The organism is Psychrobacillus sp. PGGUH221, from assembly GCF_042055255.1.
GTDB lineage: Bacteria > Bacillota > Bacilli > Bacillales_A > Planococcaceae > Psychrobacillus.
In genome coordinates this window covers 29,400-49,552 of the sequence record NZ_JAQMHQ010000014.1, presented here as the reverse complement: position 1 = coordinate 49,552, position 20,153 = coordinate 29,400, and the positions used below count along the sequence as shown (strand labels likewise).

Sequence of the window (20,153 nt, the reverse complement as noted above, 5' to 3'; positions counted from 1 at the left end):
AAAATATAAAACATTTCAAACTACTGAAGAAAAAATTGAAGAGTTTAAAAAAGCTTGTAAAAACATAACTAAACATGTGATATCTAATGTTTAAATAAGATAATAAGACATTTGATATATGATAGAATTGGCTTATATAGATTTGATAAATATAAGGGGATATGTTATGTCGTATCAATCGGAAGCTCAATTAGAAAAGAATATGTTTGACCAATTAATTCGCAAAGGTTATGAACGAGTCGTCCTGTCTGATTATGAGGCTCTTGTAGCGAATTTCCGGCAACAAGTGAATAAATTTAATAAAAGCAAGTTAGCGGAGATGCCTCTTTCAGATAATGAGTTCAATCGATTGATGACTCGTATTGATAAGAAAAGCATTTTTGATTCTGCCAAAATTTTACGAGATAAAGTTATACTGCAGAGAGATGATGGTTCAGAGGTCTATCTAGAACTGTTTAATACACGTGAGTGGTGTCAAAATCTATTTCAGGTAACAACTCAGACAACGGTGGAAGGAAAATATGTGAATCGGTACGATGTTACTTTACTGATCAATGGATTGCCAGTCGTTCAAATAGAATTAAAAAGGCGGGGGCTTGATTTTAAAGAAGCATTCAATCAAATCCAGCGATATCGAAAACATTCATATAAGGGATTGTATCGTTACTTACAAATTTTCGTGGTCAGCAATGGTGTAGATACGAAGTACTTCGCCAATAGCGATAGCGATATCTTATTTGGTTATACGTTTTTTTGGTCCGATGACAAGAATAGTCGTATTACGAATTTGAGTGACTTTACTGATTCTTTTTTAGAGAAATGCCATATCGCTAAAATGATTGCACGTTATATGGTGATAAACGAAAGTGATAGATTACTGATGGTTATGAGACCATATCAAGTGTATGCGGTAGAAGCACTAGTGAAACGTGCCTTAGAAACGAAAAATAACGGCTATATTTGGCATACAACCGGTTCTGGTAAAACCTTAACTTCGTTTAAAGCTAGCCAGATTTTAGCTAATGAGCCTCATATTAAGAAAGTGTTTTTCTTAGTAGATCGTAAAGATTTAGACAGTCAGACTATTGCCGAATTTGATAAATTTGAAAAAGGATCTGTAGATACCACAGATAAGACAGATAAATTGGTAGAACAAGTACAAGATATGACAAAGCCGCTTATCCTGACGACCATCCAAAAGATGGCTAATGCGGTGAAGAATCCAAAGTATGCTGCCATTATGGAACTGTATCAAGATGATCGTGTTATTTTCATTATCGATGAATGTCATCGGAGTCAGTTTGGGGAGATGCATACGGCTATTTCTCGTCACTTTAAAAATGCCCAGTATTTTGGATTTACTGGAACACCACGTTTCGAAGAAAATAAAAGCCAAGATGGTCGTGTTACAGCTGATTTATTTGAGAAGTGTCTACATACCTACTTAATTAAAGATGCCATTAATGATGGAAATGTGCTTGGTTTCTCTGTAGAGTACCATCGTACATTTGATTCGAAGTTAGATGAAGAAGACGACACACGGGTAGAAGCAATTAATACCGATGAAGTATGGTCCCATGAAGATCGAATGAAGCTAGTCCTAGAAAATATTTTGGAAAATCATGAGCGAAAATCCCGTAGCAAAGGGTATACTGGGATTTTTACGGTTCAAAGTATTCCTATGCTCATCAAATACTATGATCTTTTCAAAACCTATGATCATAATTTTAAAATAGCAGGAATCTTTACGTATGGTGCGAATGAAGAAAGCGAAGGACGAGATGAACATTCGAGAGATAGTTTAGAGCGAATGATGAAGGACTATAATGGGTTATTCAAAACCAATTATACGACGGATACATACGCAAGTTATTTTTCTGATGTTTCCAAACGAGTTAAATCAGCTCAAATTGATATTTTACTAGTTGTAAATATGTTTTTAACAGGCTTTGATAGTAAAACTTTAAATACCTTATATGTAGATAAAAACTTGAAGTACCATGACTTAATTCAAGCATATAGCCGTACCAATCGTGTAGAAAAAGCAACGAAACCGTATGGAAATATCGTTTGCTATCGCAGTCTAAAAAAGAAAACCGATGAAGCCGTTCGATTGTTCTCTCAAACCAATTCGGTAGATGATGTACTCATGAGAAGTTATAAGGAATACTTAAATGAATTTCATGACAGCTTGAAAAAAGTACGTGAAATGGCAGCGACTCCCCCTGCAGTGGATCAATTGCAAAGAGAAGAAGAGCAAAAAGCGTATATTGAAAGCTTCCGTGAACTAACAAAGGTACTGGTGAAACTCCAAACCTTCACTGAGTTTGCCTTCACGCCAGAAGAATTGAACATCACTAGACAAGACTATGAAGACTACAAAAGTAAATATTTAATGCTATATGAAAAGACCAAAAAAGATGTAGATAAAGTATCCATTTTACAAGACATTGATTTTGCACTAGAGCTCATGCATACAGACCGTATTGGTGTAAGTTACATCATGAATCTACTCAAAGACATTGATTTTAATGATGCAGAAGAAGTGAAGAAGAAAGTGAAGTTTATAGAAGATGAATTAGATCGTGCAGATAACGAAGAATTGCGTTTGAAAGTGGATCTAGTCAAAGGATTCTTACAACGTGTAGTCCCAACACTTACGAATGAAGACTCGATTGATGATACGTACAACACGTATGAAGAGGAAGAAAGAGAAAAAGAAATCGAATCTTTTTCAGAAGAAGTGGCATTAAAGAAAGATTTATTGAAAACCTATATTCAAGAATATGAGTATAGTAATATTATAAAACAGTCTGAGATCAGTGACTCTATAAAGGGCGGGCTTCTAAAAAAACGTAAATACTCCCAACGAATTGTTGACTTTATCTTAGAACACACCAAACGATTTGGATAACCAAAAGTGGTATATCATTCGATATACCACTTTTATTATTTTTAAAAATAGCATTTGACAGTGAAGGTTTATATGAGTTATTCTAACTATAGCTATTATTAAAAATAACAAAAAGGAGGTGTGTTGGTGCGACTTATAGATGTAGCAACGGTAACGCAGGGAGCCATTTTATCTCGTGTAGAAACAAGTCCTGAAGATAAAATGGCTCAGGTGGTAAACCTCTATACGATGAAAGAAATGAACGAAAGTCTTGGTATGGATTACCGTGGAGATAGTGAACGTGTGACATCCATTCCGATTGAAACGAATAAATTATCAAAATTAAAACTAGCATCAGAAAAAATGGTCGTAGTGAATTTAATTTCACAAAAAGCGGTAGCTATTCGTGCAGAACACTCCGGATTACTAATTCCTTCTAATTTCGTAGTTATTGAAGGAAAGGAACACTTTTCACCTCTGTACTTTGAATGGTATTTTAATGAACATCCATTCTGCCGAAAGCAATTGCTGATTGCACAACAAGGAACGAGTACTTCTCCATTATCCATTCAGATGCTGCGAGAACTAGAAATTGTAATGCCTCCAGTAGATAAACAGGAACTGATTGGAAAGATGTATAGGGGAATAAAAAGGAAACAGGCTTTACAGAAGGAACAGAAGCAATTAGAAGAACAATTTATGAATTACACCATTATAAATGCGATAGGAGATATACATAATGACAACAAGTGAAAAACAGCGTAAACAACAGGCAGACTTACATAAGAAGTTATGGGATATGGCAAATGACCTTCGAGGCCAAATGGAGGCCTATGAATTTAAAAACTATATTCTTAGTTTGATTTTCTATCGTTACCTGTCCGAAAAAACAGAAGATCGTGCGGATAAGCTTTTAGAAGAAGATAATGTATCATACGCAGAAGCGTGGAATGACCCTGAAATGAAAGAAGCATTGATCGATGAGCTACTACAACAAATTGGGTATGTAATCGAACCAGAATACCTTTTCTCCAACATGATCCAAGAAATTGAAAAAGGTGAACAAGGTATTTTCGATACGGAAATGTTACAACAAGCAATTAATAATGTAACGGAGTCAACTCTTGGTACAGAAAGCCAAGAAGATTTTCAAAACCTTTTTGATGATATGGACTTAGCATCATCTAAATTAGGCCGTGATGTAAAATCTCGCTCTAAGCTAATTTCGAAAATTATGGTAAGCGTAAATAGTATTCCATTCCTACATGATGATGTGGATATTGATGTACTTGGGGATGCTTATGAGTATTTAATTTCACAGTTTGCGGCAAATGCGGGGAAAAAAGCAGGGGAGTTCTATACACCACAACAAGTATCGAAAATCTTGGCGAAAATCGTGGCTTATGGAAAATCCGATTTAAAAAATGTGTATGACCCAACTTGCGGTTCAGGTTCGTTACTATTACGGGTTGCAAAAGAAACGAATGTACGTAAATTTTATGGACAAGAACTTACTTCAACAACATATAACTTGGCACGAATGAACATGTTGCTCCATGATGTGTCTTATCAAAACTTTGACATTCAAAATGCAGATACATTAGAAGAACCTCACCATCAAGATATGAAGTTTGAAGCTGTTGTAGCTAACCCGCCGTATAGTGCTAACTGGAGTGCAGAAGCGAAATTCTTGGATGATGAACGTTTCAGTGCTTACGGAAAACTTGCACCAAAATCCAAAGCTGATTTCGCTTTTGTTCAGCATATGATTCATCATTTAGATGATAACGGAACAATGGCTGTTGTACTGCCTCATGGGGTTCTATTTAGAGGGGCCGCAGAAGGGGTTATTCGTAAATACTTAATAGAAGACAAGAATTATTTGGATGCCGTGATTGGATTACCAGCGAATGTCTTCTTTGGTACATCGATTCCTACATGTATTTTAGTATTTAAGAAATGTAGAGAAGCCGGGGATAATGTCTTTTTTATTGATGCCTCTAATGAATTTGAAAAAGGTAAAAATCAAAATAATTTAACAGATGAAAACGTACAAAAGATTATAGAAACGTATGTAAGTCGAGAAGTGATTGATAAATACTCATATGCAGCATCATTAGATGAAATCAAAGAAAATGATTATAACTTAAATATTCCTCGCTACGTAGATACATTTGAAGAAGAAGAGGCAATTGATTTAGAAGTTGTTTCAAAACGATTAAAACAAATTGATGATGAGATGGCAGAGATTGATGTGGAATTAGCGAAGTATTTTAAAGAGTTGGGGGTATGAAGGGATGAATGCACCTAAGTTAAGATTCAATGAATACAATATTCCGTGGAAATCAGTTGTGTTAAGTGAAATAGCGGACGTTAGAGACGGTACGCACGATTCTCCAAGTTATTATTCAAATGGAAAAATGCTTATTACCTCCAAAAACCTTCAAGCAAATGGGAAGTTGGATTTGAGCAATGTTTCATTAATTAATGAAGACGACTTTAATCAAATAAATAAACGTTCCAAAGTTGATGTAGGAGACATCTTATTTGGTATGATAGGCACTATCGGCAATCCAGTTATGGTTTTTCAGGATAACTTCGCTATAAAGAATGTAGCCTTAATTAAAAACTCAAAAGGTTACAATTCTTTTTTAATTCACTATTTAAGAAGTGCTAGTATAGCTAAACAATTTCATTTGAGCCAAGCTGGAGGAACACAAAAGTTTATTGGTCTTGGAATTATAAGGGACTTAGAAATAAAAGTTCCTTTAGCAGGTGAACAAAAGAAAATAGGAGATTTCTTCTTTACTCTGGATAAAAAAATACAAAAACAACAAGAAAAAGTGGAGTTGTTGAAACAACAGAAAAAAGGACTTATGCAGAAGATTTTTAGTCAAGAATTGCGGTTTAAGAATGAGAATGGACAGGAATTTCCTAATTGGGTTGAACAGGCTTTAGGAAACATTGGAACCAATTACACTGGATTATCTGGAAAAACTAAAGATGATTTTGGATTTGGTGAGCATAGTTTTATCACATATACTAATGTCTTTAATAATTTGTATGCCAAATTAGAACAGATTGAAAAAGTAAATGTTAAGGATGAAGAAACTCAGTCCTATGTAGAAAAAAATGATATTCTTTTTACAACATCTTCTGAAACACCAAATGAAGTTGGAATGGCATCTATTTGGATACATGAGTCAAAAAATCTACACTTAAATAGTTTTTGTTTTGGATATAGAATAAATACAGAAGATATACATCCAGAATTTGTTGCTATCTCATTGAGAAGTGACTATATGAGGAAAAAGATTGTATTTCTAGCGCAGGGTTCTACTAGATACAATATTTCAAAAGCAAAGTTAATGGAGGCTACTATTAAAATTCCTACATTGAAGGAACAAAATAAAATAATAGCCTTTTATAAAAAACTAGATTCACAGGTGAAATTAGAAGAGGAAAGGCAAAAATTCCTTATCGCCCAAAAACAAGCTTTCATGCAGCAAATGTTTACCTAAATAAAATGAGTCATTCTCTAACTTTGGAATGGCTCATTTTTAACACTTTATATAGAAGTTATAAATAAAAGATGAATTTAAAAATACTAGCTGAACATGGGTACAATCTTGGCTTTGATTTTTTCATATCCTCCAATTGTTGTCCTTCTTTGAAATTTGCCGCTGACTCCTACGTAGCCAAATTTTTTGTAATAAACATATTTATCGCTCACTTTGTTTTTCTTTTATTCAAAAGTGTTCGTAAAAGTGTATGAAGAATAGTAAACGTTCATAAAATGTTTCAATAATTTTACGAACTGTTTTTTATAAAGAAAAATGTAGATTGCTTTTCGTGCGAAAAAAACACATATGTAACTAACGTACATAAATGATTAGCGTTTTCGAATGTTAATAAGTATTTCACGAAGCTTTTCAAATAAAGACTTTTTCTTTACTATAATGGGTCTGTACTTACCAACCGTTATGGAAGCATTCTTAATTTTACCGAAAGGGGCTTTTTCTTGTGTTACCTGAACTCCCATCTTCTCCAGTTTTTCCAACACATTCTTATACGTTACTTTATTTGGCTCCTGCATATTCTCTTCCTTTTGGATTAATATATTCAGTATAGCCAATGCTTAATCACTTAAAACAAAAAAGCCGGCAAAATCGCCGGCTTTAGGATTTAATCACAATACACTTTTCAAAATTCCCCATGAGTGATGTATTTTTACTTTCATTGGAGAATGGTTTTTTAGTTTGTTCAACACGGACGCCTAATCTCTTCAAGTTTGAGAGGACTTGTTCGTATTTTGCTTCATTTCGTGAATTTTCTAGTTTGACCATCTTCATCCCTCCAATAGAGATTTGTCTTATTATTATACATATTACCAAAAGATTACACAACTAAACTTCTTAGATTCACAATTTCCGCTTCACCTAATTCGGACTTTATTACTTTGATAAATGATTCTAAAATCTCGGTAAAAATCTTAATTTGGTCATCTTCGTCCTTAATCTCTGGACTAACAGTGATTAGGAAAATATAAGGTTTCGACTCTTTTTCTCTCTTCACTTGAATGGTCAAATATACACGTCCCTTTTTTTCATTCTCGCCAATATGACGAAAACTATAAAGGGCGGACATCCCTAATTCAGCATTTAATATTGATCTAATCAGCCCCGTACGTGACATTGTATACAGTTTGTCTTCTTTTTGCTGATTATTTAAGGCGCTTACCAGGTTGTTCTCCTTCTCCAGAAACTTTCTACTGTTGTTCCCTATATTAAGAAAGAATTGAATGGCCAATATCAAAAAATTAAACTGGTTCAATTCCTTATTGATATTTACTATGGTTGGACTTTTTTCAAGTTCTGCTATTTGCTGATACATAAAATCTTCCAGCAATACGAGGTCGTTTTCATCTCTTTGAACGTTCTTAACAGCCTTCTCCAATGTCCTATACAACTTCTTTTCAATCCGGAAATTCTCTTGAATCACTGCATTTAAAGGTTCTTCCTCAACCACGTATCCATCTTGATAGTTAATCCTAAGTATGCTTGAGGTTTTACTAAAGTGATAGCGGTAAATTTGAGTGGCGATGACATAGTGACTCTTGTTAGCCTCTTCCGTAAACCTCTTAATAAAGTGTTTCATATCCAGTTCTACACTAATTTTGTTGAGAAATACCTTTCTTAATTGCTGTCTAAAGAGGTATAATGTTAACCCTAATAGAGCAATTCCGCCAATAATTGTTCCAACACTCATATTTACATCGATTAACATTATAGGTTCGAAAAAATTCATCAATGGTTTCAATAGTGGAGAAAAAACAAGGTCCTGTGCAAATACACTCCAAAGAATAATTCCAAGGACTGGCAGTATTACTCCAAAAAATACTAATTTAATCATATACTCACCTCTTTCTTTTTTTATAAAAGGGTAATCCAGTAAAATTCCACAATATAAATAGTTTACCTTATATTTCTATAACTCTACAATAACTTTTAAAATAATTTTATGTAGTATATTGACGATAATTACTTTACCTACCATGAAAATAAATTTCTTCAAGAAAAGAAAAACGCCAACACTTAAGAAGGCCCTGCTCAATTGGTTTTATAGGCTTTTTAAATGAGATTGAAGAATCACTGAAAGAAAACTCATGGAATTTGTATGCAGTAATACTTTCCCTGTTGAGGAATCATTTCCTCAAGCTAAAATGTATGTACTATTAATTCACGTTTGTCAGCATTCTGTAAAATTGACCCATTTACTGGTAGTGTTTTTTAAAAAGAAAAGTGCTAATATTAAGAAAAGTTAAAAATAGGAAGGAGAAGAAATGTATAAAAAAATTTACTTCGATTTTCCTGACGATGATTGCTATAAAAAGTATCTCTTAAACTTAAGGTGGAAAGGGAAGATAACATGTCCCTTTTGCGGATCTCATAGAAATACTAGAATCAGATCAACTTTTAGGTTCCATTGTAATTTGTGCAACACAACCTACAGTTTAACAGCTAAAACTGTAATGCATAATACCAAAGTAGAATTAAGAAAGTGGTTATTAACCTTATATCTTTATTTAAATAATGAAAAATTAAGCTATAGAAAACTAACCAAATTAATAAATGTAAATAAAAACACCGCCTATAGAATGGTTAATGGAATCCAACTTCTTTTTTCAAGACACCGTTTACTTATTTTAAAAATATCTGGGTTGAAAAAGGATGTTATAGAAATAATGTCATTAATGTTATTAATCGATACTAGAAGGAGCTGATAATGATGGATGAACAAAAAATATTAAAAGCTACTCATTTTGGTAAATTAAATCTGGGAGAAAAGGAACTAACCTGTGCAGTCTTGGAAGATGGCTCTAGAATAATATCCAGAAGTGCAGTTTTTAGAGCATTTGGAAGAACAAAAAGAGGTAGAAAAAAGGGGGAGATTCGAGTTGCTAATATGCCAGAATTACCTAGTTTTATTGATGCCAATAACTTAGCGAAATATATTAATGGAGAAGTAAAAGAATTTTTATTCAATCCCGTAGTTTATAAAGCGCAAAATGGTAGAGAGGTTGAAGGATATAAAGCTGAACTTATTCCTTTGATGTGTGATGTTTATCTCTCTGCAAGAATGGACAATGTTTTAACCAAGCAACAAGAAAATTTGGCTATAGCAAGTGAAATTCTTGTCAGAAGTTTATCTAAACTAGGTATAGTCGCGCTAGTAGATGAAGCAACTGGTTATCAAGCAGAAAGAGATAAAGATGATCTGCAGAGACTACTCTCTAAGTATATTTCTAAAGAGCTACTTCCTTGGACCAAGCGATTTCCCGATGAATTTTATCAAGAAATGTTTAGATTAAGAGAATGGAATTATCCTACTCCTTCTGGTCAGAGGCCAGGAATCGTAGGTACTTACACTAATCAATTTGTTTACGATCATTTACCGCCAGGTGTGAAAGAGGAGCTCAAAAAAAATAATCCCTCTGTTTCCCCTGGACGAAGAAAGTGGAAACATCATCAATTTTTGACTGAAGACATTGGTAATATCCACTTAGAGAAACACTTAATTAAAGTTATAACCTTAATGCAGGCCTCAGATAATTGGAATGAATTCATTAAAAAGTTTAATCGTGTTTTTGGAGTAAACGAACAGATAGAAATAAACTTCAAATGAAAAACAGGTATAGTTTAAGCGATACCTTAAATGATGTACATTTAGAACTACTTAGAAAACGTGTACATCTAGTAATATCTTCACACTCCTATAGTAAGCCAAATGTTAGATGTATATAATAAATAAAATAGTCGAAAATACATGACTTATTGAACGATATCATATCCAAAATTTTTAATGGTGTTTCCGGTGTAACATGGGACAGAGCTTTTAAGCTTTGTCCCTTTTTACGTTTTTAATCAAAACATTTGAAAGACTTCATTTGTAAGTAACCCTAATACCATGTATTAAATCTATTAAGCATGGCTGTAAGAGGCCGAAGTTAAGCACTACGAACTTGATTTAGACAAAATAACCTCTTTTATTATTATTAGATTTGGACACACAAAATAAAAAAAATCTGATTTGTAGACTATAATATTACTTTAAGAGACTTTGATAAAAGAAAAAAACAATTAGATTCTAAGTATCGATAACCATTCTTATCGCTACTTAGAAATGGTATAATAAGAAAAGAAAACGAACAAAAAATAAACGCACTATTTAAATAGAAGAAACTACATTTTCCTGCATTTTGGAAATGGAAGTGTAAAGGAGGAACAAACTGTGGAAAATCAATCGATCATCATCCGCTCATCGAGTGAACTGTCTGCCGATGTCAAGCAGCTGCATCAAAAGGCAGAGGTCTATCTCGCCAATTCAAAAGCGGACAATACGAAAAAGGCGTATACATCCGATTGGCAGCTATTTGCCCAGTGGTGTGAAGCAAATGAACTTCAAGCCCTTCCCACGACACCAGAGACGATGGTCTACTACCTAACGTTTCTTGGGCAGACCTGCAAGGCATCGACGATCAAACGGAAGATGACGGTGATCTCGCAGCGTCATGAAAGTGCAAGCTTTGAAAGTCCTACGAAGACGCCCCTTGTGCAAGGTGTCTGGCAAGGTATACAAAGGACAATTGGAATTAAAGAGACTGGAAAAGAGGCATTGTGGTTGAACGATTTACGCCAACTTGTATCCGTTCTACCGAGCACACCTCTCGGCATTCGTGATTGCGCATTATTAGTGACTGGGTGGGCCGGGGCCCTTCGACGGAGCGAATTGATTGGTTTAGATGTGGAGCACATTCGGTTCACTCGTGATGGATTAGTGGTCACCATTGAGCATAGTAAAACGGATCAACAAGGAGCTGGGCAATTAATTGCTCTTCCTTATGGAAGTAATCGGGCGACATGTCCAGTAAGATCTATGCAGGAGTGGATGTCGAAATCGGGGATCACAAGTGGTCCTATCTTTAGACGAATGGACCGACACGGAAATATGTACGATCGGTTAACGGCACAGTCTGTGCGATTGATTGTGCAAAAGTACTGTGATAAAGCAGGGTTATCAGCAAATTCTTATGGGGCGCATAGTCTACGGAGTGGATTTTGTTCGACCGCAGCCAAAGCGGGGAAAAGTGAACATCAGATTATGCGTCAAACCAGGCATAGGCAGTCAACTTCTCTTCAACGTTACATTAAGTATGGGACGATTTTCGAGGACAACGCAGCAAGTGGCATTGGCCTTTAAGTAAATTTTAAAAAGGATTGTGCTAATTAAAATGCAATCCTTTTTAAAATTATTTCTATTAAAACAATAACAACTATAAAATTGTCTTAGAGAGAAAAAATTTGTACATCTTTCGTAAAATTGAGTTCCATACAGACCTCTTGGTTTATAATTTCATTTATTGTATCAGCATTTATACCTATTAACATGGGAATATTTTTAGCAGCCTGATATACAACGCAATGGGAAAGTAATCCGCCACTTTCAAATATAATACCCTGAGTATAATTGTTAATAAAAGGTAGATATTCAATTGAAGTTTTACTTAAATAAAGTATATGATTTGTCTTATTCATATTTATGGCATGATTGATTTTACCGCATGCAATTCCTTCTTTAATTATTAGTTTGTGACTGTTTTCTATGTTTTTTAAAAATGAATCAGGAACATATTTTGCATCTGTAATAAATAATTCATCTTGCTTTGTAACAATCCATTCTACAACATAATTTTGCCCGATTTTAATTAATTCGGAATGGAGTTTCTCTATATTTCGAGATGTTAATTTTGGATGATCTACTTCCGTTTCAAATGGTGCTATAAGATAACGATAAGGAACATTACCGTCCCGTACAAAATGTCCATTGTCATTTTTTTCTGTTTCTAAAAGAATTTTTCCATCGGACAATAGTTTTGCTACACCTTCTACTGAGGAGTTTAAACAACATTGTAACATCATTTTAAATTTTCCTTTATAAGCTTTATTATGTTGATTAATGTTCTTTATTTCTTCTACCATGTTTTCACTATTAATTTTTGTTCCTTTAAGTAAAAATCTTATTTCCGAAGATGCATCAAAACGTACAATCCATGTTAAATCTTTGTTTATATGCTGATTTAATTCTCTTTCCTCTTGGGGTGTAAAATTTTCTAGACCAAAATAAGTAGTAGGAATATTAACACCTAAACTTTTTAAATATAATAATCCAGCCGACTTACTTAAATACGGTGTTTTCGAATTATTTTTAAGCAAAATTTTCACACTCCAATAGAGAACTATTTATACTGGTGTTACTCTTTTTCCAGATGGGGGACCTATTAGTTTTCCGTTTTCTACAATGACTCTTCCTCGAACTATAGTAGTGACAGGAATGCCGGTTCCTTTTTTTTCATGAAAAGCTGTAATATTGTTTTTACTATGTAGTTCTTCATTTAATATAGTCCATTCTCTGTTTAAATCTACAATAATAATATCTGCATCATAATCTAATTTGATTTCACCTTTTTGATGATTAATATTCCAAATTAAACTAGGCATATAAGAAGTTAGGTATACAAATTGATTTATACTCATCTGACCTTTATTAACTGCTTCAGATAAAAATAAACGGGAAGTAGTTTCAACGCCAATCATTCCCGCATTAACTTCCCAGATGTTATTAGAATTATTAACTTTTTCTTTAATTGAATGGGGGGCATGATCCGAAGCAATCATTTGAATTTTACCTTCACAAAGGCCCGATAATAATTTATTGTTGTGGATTTTTTCTCGGATTGGAGGGTTCACTTTCATAACTCCACCGATAGATTCCATATCTTCTACAGATAAGAAACAATACTGCGCTCCTGTTTCACAAGTTATATCAACCCCTCTTTCAGACCACTGATTTACCATATTCATTCCTTGGTATGAACTAATATGACATATATGAATTTTTGTTTTCGTAGTTTGAGCATAGAGTGCAACTCTTTGAATTGACTCTACTTCCGAAACTATTGGTCTAGCCAATAAATGAGCTTCCCAACCATTAACATTATTTTCTTTAAGTTTATTAATTTTATGTAAGAGTATTTCATGATTTTCGGCATGAAAAGCATATCGTAATCCGGTTGCTGATACTTCCTCGAGTGATTCTAATAGTAATCCATCATTTAGTGGTAATGGACAAGCTCTTCCTTGTTCACTTTGTCCTATAAAACATTTATAACCTACTACTCCTGCTTTTTTTAATTCTTGTATTTTATTTATATTTGATTCTGTTACCAAACCTATTAAACCATAATCTACAAATGAACGATTGTTTATCAACTTTTCTTTTGCAACAAGCTCTTCGAGGCTATCTAAAGGTGGATCTGTATTAGGCATATCAAGTATACAAGTTACACCACCATATACAGCAGCCATGGAACCTGTGTAGTAATCCTCTTTATAGGACATTCCAGGTTCTCTAAAATGTACATGTGCATCAATAATACCCGGGAGAATATGATTCATATTTGCATCTATTACTTTCTTTGCAGGGCCTAATTCTTCATCTTTTGCTATTTGTACTATCTTTCCATCTTTTATTCCTATTCCAACTCCGTTGTAGGTTTTCTCATGGGTAACTAAAATCCCGTTTTTTATTACAAGATCCATATAATTTTCTCCCTTTTTATTAAGTTAATTAAAAGAACGCGTAATTATTTCGAATGAAATAATTACGCATAGTTGAATATGTTTAGAATCCAGGAGCATTACTTCCGGTCTGTGCTAATTGTAACTCTTTATTAAATCCCATTAACTCATTTAATTGATATGATACAGAACATTTTCGTATATCCTTTTCACCTAATATATATTGAATAACTCGTTCTAGCCCTATACCATATCCTGCATGAGGATCAGTACGCTTATCTTCTATTACTTGCAGGTAAGGCTTAAAGTCTTCTAAAGTTGCAAGACCTTTCTCTTGTATATGTTGAAACATAACAGAGTTCAAAAGTCTTTCTATCAATTTCTCATAATTATGCTCACGTACCGCACTTCCAACTGCCTCTCCTACTCCTGGCAAAAGTAAGTCTGCACTGTTTACTATTTCACTATTTTGTTCATGTTCCTTCATATTAAAAAACTTTATTTCTTTCGGATAATGCGTTACAAATGTAGGTAAAGGAATGGTATTTTCTCTATTGGCTACTAAATCGATTAATAGAAGTTCATGCTTTGACTTCAAATCTTCTCCCCATTCAACATGACCAATATTTCCACTACTATTTAATAGTTTTATTGCGTCAGTATAAGTAATGCGATGGAATGGCAAGTCAACCGCTGTTTCAAGGCGACTTATATTTACTCCTCTTTCGATTAAATCTTCCTTACAATATTTTAAAACACTAGCTATCATAGATTTAATAGAATTTGAAATATTCTGTAATAAGTGATCAAACATTTCATCTTCGCTATATTCATTGTAATTCATGCCAATACTTTTATGACTACAAGAAATTTCCTCTTCTATTAAGGTAAATTCGTTTAGGTGCCTTTCACTAATAAAATCTGTTCTAAAACTCTTTGTAATACAGTAGACTCCTTTTGCAAATTGAAGTGCTTGCTCTAATGCTAATTGTCCTGTTTGAGTTAAATGAATACGAGAGTCATCACCTAACTTAAATAAAGTAGAAACATTTTCACAAGCACCAGTGATACCTACCAAAATTGGAACTGGAACTTCTAGTAGCCCTTTCTCTTCATAGTGATTACTAACAGCTTTTATTGCTTTGTTTTGAACTTTCGATATTAAGTCTAGTTGACTTAATTGGCTTTTTGTAGTATTAATCAATTTAACTTACCTCCATAATATATATAAATTTTAATAACCAACGTATTTTTTTCGTAATTTAAGATAGTCATCTAAAAGTGACTTATCTAACCCAACTTCTCCTGATATAACATCAAAAACAAGCCTTGGGAAAGCACAACCTGGACATGGCATACTTGCTTTTTGAATTTCACTCTCACGCTCAGTTAGAATATAAGAAGTAACATCATCTTTTGATAAATCCCAAACTTTACCTCTTGAATCCGCAACACTCTTATTCCAGAAGCAAGAAAGACATCCTCCCCCAACTTTCTGGTTATTATCTACAATGTCGCTCGATGTAATTTGAATATATCTGCCAGACCCAATACCTTGATAACATCTCCAAAATCCATCACCACTAATTACATCAGAGGCTTTATTAGTATCTCTCCATCTAACCAAAGCAGATTTTAACATTAACCAATAATGTAAACGTGGAACAATCGCCGAGTATTTATTGTTTTTTGTTTCCTCTATAAAATGCGATTCAATAATTTCGTCCACAAAATTATTTAAATATTCTATACCTTCAATAGAGAGAGGACTTGGACTATACATAAAGCCACTTTGCACAGGAAAAGGATTAAGAGCTACATCTGGTAAACACTTTGATAAACGTGTTATAAATTCACTGACATTTACTAAATTCTGATCATGAAGTGCTATATTTAGCAAGAGCTTCGGGTATCTGTCACCATATTGCTCCCTTAATTTAATGGTGTATATAGCTTCATATGCTTTTTGCCTTTGTCCAAATTGTTTTGGTATTTTAGCCCACTCTGCTTTTATTTCTTCTAAAGACAAGTTTGAAATATGTTCTATTTGTTCAATTCCATCAAAGTCATCAGCACTTAAAGCAATAACATGTGGTGGGTTTTCCATTAATTTTTCTACAAAACTCGGCTGTAACATTAATCTTCTTCCTGTCATGGTTACAGTAACTATATAGCCTTTGCTCTTGAGTTCCTCTATCATCCACAAAATATCAGAATGAATTTCAGGACTACCTCCGAATAATGCAACCTCAATGTCATCACAATCTATGAAATCTTTATATACTTCTAAGACCTGAGCAGGAACATTAAACTCTTTCCCATAGGAATCCAGCTTATTAAGTATAAAATCGTGCTTTAAATCTTTAATAGAATTAGCTACTTTTTCCACTGCTTTAACAATTAATTCTCCAGTAGCAATTGTTTTTTTATTTATTCCCAAGTTTTGAGAAAATGCAGCTGGACAATCATAATTACCACCAGTTTCTACACCATTCCACTTAATGGTACAGTTATGGTCGCACATGTGCGCCTCAAAGAGTTCATTATTGTTTTTTTTTAATGCAGCATTTACATCAATCTGAATTCCACCAAACATTTTGTTTAATAACCCTAGCGACTCCACTTTAGAAAACAGATTAGATTTTTCATCTGAAAATATTAACTCTTTATTTAAAACCTGCTGTCTCATACTAATTCCACACCTTATTTTCGTAGTTTTGAGACTCACAAATGTAATATTCCAACTGTCTTCTTAGTTCATTATTGACACGTTTGATTAGTTCACTATCACCTGTGGCTTTTTCAATATAAGATAGTCTTTCATCTAAGTCTCTATCGGCTTCCATCTTAATTGTTAGACGTGAACGAGAATCCCTGGATAATGGCATTTCACTTAGATTTTCTATTTTAACCTGAAGAACCCATGATTGATCTTGAAGTAATTTGAGTGATTCATTTTGACGATGCACATATATCGGAATAGAAAGAGATAAACGCATAAAATTGTTCTCATCTGGCATCCAACTTAAACCTCTTAGATACCGTGATATTGCTAAAAATGAATCAAAACCAATTGAATGATTTTGCATTTGATAGTTGTTTGTTACTCTAGTTGCACCCTCCAATATTTTCCACTCTATTGGATTGTTATTTGTCACTACACCCTCTATGGAAAAAAAACCTTGTAAATCATAGTATTCTGAAATCTGTTTTACTTGTTTTTCAAGGCTATCCATTTGCTTGACTAATCCGTTAACTTTAATTTTATGGTCAGCATGAGTTAGATTTGTATCAGTTTTTGTTTTAACGCCAGGTGGAAATACTAAACACTCATTTCCTAAACGAAGTACGTCAAATGAGATTTCATCTCCATTTACAAATTCAGTAATTATTAAATCCCTGTCTAGTTGAGAAAGTATATCTACTGTTTTATCTATTTCATTAATACTGTCCAGATATTCCATGCCAGATCCACCTGTTAAATCTGTTACTTTAATGATAGCTGGAAGCGATATCTTTCCTTCCAAAATTTCTTCTTTTACTTTATTAAGACTTTTTTTATCAACTTTTAGAGTGCGTGGTAAAGGTAAGTTGAGATTGGAAAGAGATTTGAATATTAACCATTTGTCACTAAAAATTTGTGCCATCTCAGCTGTTGGTCCAATAATTTTAGTCTCTTTTAATTTTTCTGCATATTTTTCTTTCAATTTTTCGAAACACAAGGCAATTGTATCAATTCCATAAGGTACACTTGCTCTACCAAAGTTAATCATTGCGATCGGTCCAAATTCCATGTTTTCAATTATATCTATACATTCTGTCATAATTTCATCCAAAGATTTCGATGTCCATGGTTTTAGTTCTTCCACCACATGCTTGATGCGCCAAGGATAATCATTTTTTGTTGCTTCTTGAAATTCTCCAGATTGTCTAGTACTCCCAATTGTTAAGATCCATTCATTTGACATATTATCTCTCCTTTAAAAACCCATTAACTGATTTCTTTTTAATAATAATTTACTGACGGTTCCAAATGATTCTTGAGGTGACACCCAAAGTTTTGTGCTTTCATCTAAGTTATTATGGATAAGTTCAGCACCTCTATTTTTCACATCAGCAATCGTACAATTTCCATCTAATAAACTATTCCATTCCTTAATAGGAAGAAGTAATAGGCCCTGAACATCATCTCCTGCTTTAATCTCGTCCCAATTATTTAATTTAGCTTCATACAAACCAAAATAGATATACGGACCGATTGGTAAACCTTCTTTAAAAGGTACATTAGGTCGCGGATTCGAGACACGCTCAAATAACAAAGGGGGAATTTCATCTTTTACGTCTATTTCCTCAATTTTGCTTTCATCAATATTATGAAAAAAAGTTGACTTTGAGGGCATAATTTCTACATCAACACATATTTCTTCTTTCGCTTCTCTAATAGCACATTCTAGGATATTTTCATCGGGTTCTTGTCCACCACCGACCCCTCCAACTCTCAATGAAATACCTTTAAGATTTTTAGGTAGCCCGTCAGTATTAAGTGTTACGAGAATTTTATCCTCTTTTGTAATGATTACCCCTGCACAAAATGGTTGTTGACTTGTTACTTCTTTAATATTAATTTTCGTTTCCATAGTTTCCCTCACTTTTAGAATCCTATCTTTTCTTTTCGTAATTTAAAATAAGTGTCTCGTATAGTGTCTCCTAAACCGATTTCCAAACTAATTGAATCGAATGACATTCTAGGAAAGCCACAACCTTTGCAAGGATTTTTGGCTGTATTACCCAACTCTACTCTTCCATCAAAAATCCAATTTTTAATCTCATTCTCATTCATATTCCATATTTGTCTGTTGTCATTTACTGTTTTTGAATTCCAAAAACACCCTAAATGTCCACCTGGAATATCTTTACCCTCTTCATACTTTGTTTGAGAACTTGCCACTTGAACACACCTTCCAGCTCCAGGCGCCTTGTAGCAAGTCCAAAGATTTTCCCCGCCTATCATATTCGCTCGCTCTTTAGTGTTATTAAAGTTTAAATAAACCGATTTCAACATGAGCCAATAATGAACTCTAGTAACTATATTCCATCTTAATTGACCACCATTAGCATAATGAATATGTTCTGCAATGATAGTATCTATTAATTTTTCTAAATCTTGTAAATGACTCTCATTATATTCACTTTCACTTCCAAAGAAAGCAGTTTGGACAGGATATGGGTTTAATACAACGTTTGGTGCATGTTCGGTAAGATAATCAAAGATTTCATATATTTCGTTAAGATTTCCAGGGTGGACAACCAAGTTATATAAAATAGGAGGAAATTTTTTATTATCTTTTGCAATTCTAGTAATATAAATTGCTTCATATGCTTTTTTCCTTTGACCTTGATACCAAGGAGTTTTTTTCCAATTATCTTTTAAATCATCTAGACTCATAGAAAAACAACCTTTTAGAAATTCAACACTTTCAAAGTCATCTGCGCCAAATGCTAATAAATCTGAAGGATTTTCTAAGAAAGATTCTAAAAATTTCGGATTAGTCATCATTCTTTTTCCAGTTGTTGTTAAGTGGGCCTTATGTCCACCGGATTGTATATCTTGGATTATTGATAAAATTCCAGGATGTATTTCAGGGCTTCCACCAAACAAATTCACCTCAATAGTTTCTTCTTGAAGAATACTTTCATATATTTTCGATATGTGGGAGGGAATTTTATTTTCAATACAATATAGTGGAAATATAGTAGAAAAGAATTCAGGTCGAGAGGCAAGAATACCATTTAAACTGCTTTTCAAACCTTGTATTATTTTCTCGGTTGGAGCTAGGTCTTTTGGATTCAAACCTTTGTTTAACGAAATAGCAGCTGGGCATGTATAATTTCCACCGGTGGGTTCCCCATTTAATACTGTTGTACAATTATGATCACAAAGAGTTGCATCATACTTTACATCACCCACTTTTTTACTCACAGGGTTCATGTCTATCTGTATTGCTGCAAAGGCTTCTCGTACTAAACCTAGCTTTTTAATTTTCTCTGTGATTTGACTTTCGGATTTTTCTTCTAAATCTACCGATTTCAATTCTGATAATTGTTGCATTTTTGCACACATC

General features: G+C 33.6%; 17 protein-coding genes. 7 read left to right on the top strand and 10 right to left on the bottom strand.

Going from position 1 to position 20,153, the window contains the following annotated elements:
• The first annotated feature begins 166 nt into the window (after positions 1–166).
• From PGC35_RS20400 to PGC35_RS20385, 4 genes are all read left to right on the top strand, one after another.
• Positions 167–2,914, top strand: a complete 2,748-nt coding sequence (locus PGC35_RS20400; RefSeq protein WP_375220484.1) for a type I restriction endonuclease subunit R — start codon at positions 167–169, stop codon at positions 2,912–2,914.
• 126 nt (positions 2,915–3,040) lie between these two features.
• Positions 3,041–3,646 (top strand): restriction endonuclease subunit S, encoded by a 606-nt coding sequence (locus PGC35_RS20395; protein WP_375220483.1) that lies wholly within the window; start codon positions 3,041–3,043, stop codon positions 3,644–3,646.
• The gene (locus PGC35_RS20390; protein WP_375220482.1) at positions 3,633–5,186 is read left to right on the top strand and encodes a type I restriction-modification system subunit M; all 1,554 of its coding nucleotides are present in this window, start codon (positions 3,633–3,635) and stop codon (positions 5,184–5,186) included. Before PGC35_RS20395 ends, PGC35_RS20390 begins: the two co-directional genes overlap by 14 nt.
• A 58-nt stretch (positions 5,187–5,244) precedes the next feature.
• A complete protein-coding gene (locus PGC35_RS20385) occupies positions 5,245–6,414 on the top strand; it encodes a restriction endonuclease subunit S (RefSeq protein WP_375220481.1) in 1,170 nt (389 codons plus the stop codon).
• Between the two features lie 371 nt (positions 6,415–6,785).
• Here PGC35_RS20385 and PGC35_RS20380 read toward each other — a convergent pair whose 3' ends face one another.
• The 3 genes from PGC35_RS20380 to PGC35_RS20370 are packed head-to-tail and all read right to left on the bottom strand — an operon-like array spanning position 6,786 to position 8,305.
• A complete protein-coding gene (locus PGC35_RS20380; protein WP_375220480.1) occupies positions 6,786–7,028 on the bottom strand; it encodes a hypothetical protein in 243 nt (80 codons plus the stop codon).
• A gap of 43 nt (positions 7,029–7,071) precedes the next feature.
• On the bottom strand, positions 7,072–7,239 hold the full coding sequence (locus tag PGC35_RS20375) for a hypothetical protein (RefSeq protein WP_375220479.1): 168 nt from the start codon (positions 7,237–7,239) through the stop codon (positions 7,072–7,074).
• Positions 7,240–7,291: 52 nt separating this feature from the next.
• The gene (locus PGC35_RS20370; protein WP_375220478.1) at positions 7,292–8,305 is read right to left on the bottom strand and encodes a hypothetical protein; all 1,014 of its coding nucleotides are present in this window, start codon (positions 8,303–8,305) and stop codon (positions 7,292–7,294) included.
• 430 nt (positions 8,306–8,735) lie between these two features.
• On the opposite strand from PGC35_RS20370, the gene PGC35_RS20365 reads away from it, so the two are divergent.
• The 3 genes from PGC35_RS20365 to PGC35_RS20355 all read left to right on the top strand — a co-directional run bounded on the left by PGC35_RS20365 (position 8,736) and on the right by PGC35_RS20355 (position 11,653).
• A complete protein-coding gene (locus PGC35_RS20365) occupies positions 8,736–9,176 on the top strand; it encodes a transposase (RefSeq protein ID WP_375220477.1) in 441 nt (146 codons plus the stop codon).
• A gap of 5 nt (positions 9,177–9,181) precedes the next feature.
• On the top strand, positions 9,182–10,078 hold the full coding sequence (locus tag PGC35_RS20360) for a P63C domain-containing protein (RefSeq protein ID WP_375220476.1): 897 nt from the start codon (positions 9,182–9,184) through the stop codon (positions 10,076–10,078).
• An 870-nt stretch (positions 10,079–10,948) separates the two neighbouring features.
• Positions 10,949–11,653, top strand: a complete 705-nt coding sequence (locus tag PGC35_RS20355) for a site-specific integrase (RefSeq protein ID WP_375220475.1) — start codon at positions 10,949–10,951, stop codon at positions 11,651–11,653.
• 86 nt (positions 11,654–11,739) lie between these two features.
• Here PGC35_RS20355 and PGC35_RS20350 read toward each other — a convergent pair whose 3' ends face one another.
• The 7 genes from PGC35_RS20350 to PGC35_RS20320 form a co-directional block, all read right to left on the bottom strand.
• Positions 11,740–12,666, bottom strand: coding sequence for a PEP-utilizing enzyme (locus PGC35_RS20350; RefSeq protein WP_375220474.1), 927 nt, complete (start codon positions 12,664–12,666; stop codon positions 11,740–11,742).
• A 27-nt stretch (positions 12,667–12,693) separates the two neighbouring features.
• Complete coding sequence (locus PGC35_RS20345) at positions 12,694–14,052, bottom strand: dihydroorotase (RefSeq protein WP_375220473.1); 1,359 nt, start codon at positions 14,050–14,052, stop codon at positions 12,694–12,696.
• An 82-nt stretch (positions 14,053–14,134) separates the two neighbouring features.
• Positions 14,135–15,235, bottom strand: coding sequence for an amino acid--tRNA ligase-related protein (locus tag PGC35_RS20340; RefSeq protein WP_375220472.1), 1,101 nt, complete (start codon positions 15,233–15,235; stop codon positions 14,135–14,137).
• Positions 15,236–15,265: 30 nt separating this feature from the next.
• Positions 15,266–16,720 (bottom strand): hypothetical protein, encoded by a 1,455-nt coding sequence (locus PGC35_RS20335; RefSeq protein ID WP_375220471.1) that lies wholly within the window; start codon positions 16,718–16,720, stop codon positions 15,266–15,268.
• 1 nt (position 16,721) lies between these two features.
• Positions 16,722–17,999: an ATP-grasp domain-containing protein gene (locus PGC35_RS20330; RefSeq protein ID WP_375220470.1), complete on the bottom strand. Its 1,278-nt coding sequence runs from the start codon at positions 17,997–17,999 to the stop codon at positions 16,722–16,724.
• A gap of 12 nt (positions 18,000–18,011) precedes the next feature.
• On the bottom strand, positions 18,012–18,668 hold the full coding sequence (locus PGC35_RS20325) for an NUDIX domain-containing protein (protein ID WP_375220469.1): 657 nt from the start codon (positions 18,666–18,668) through the stop codon (positions 18,012–18,014).
• Positions 18,669–18,682: 14 nt separating this feature from the next.
• Positions 18,683–20,140, bottom strand: coding sequence for a hypothetical protein (locus PGC35_RS20320; protein WP_375220468.1), 1,458 nt, complete (start codon positions 20,138–20,140; stop codon positions 18,683–18,685).
• Positions 20,141–20,153 lie beyond the last annotated feature (13 nt).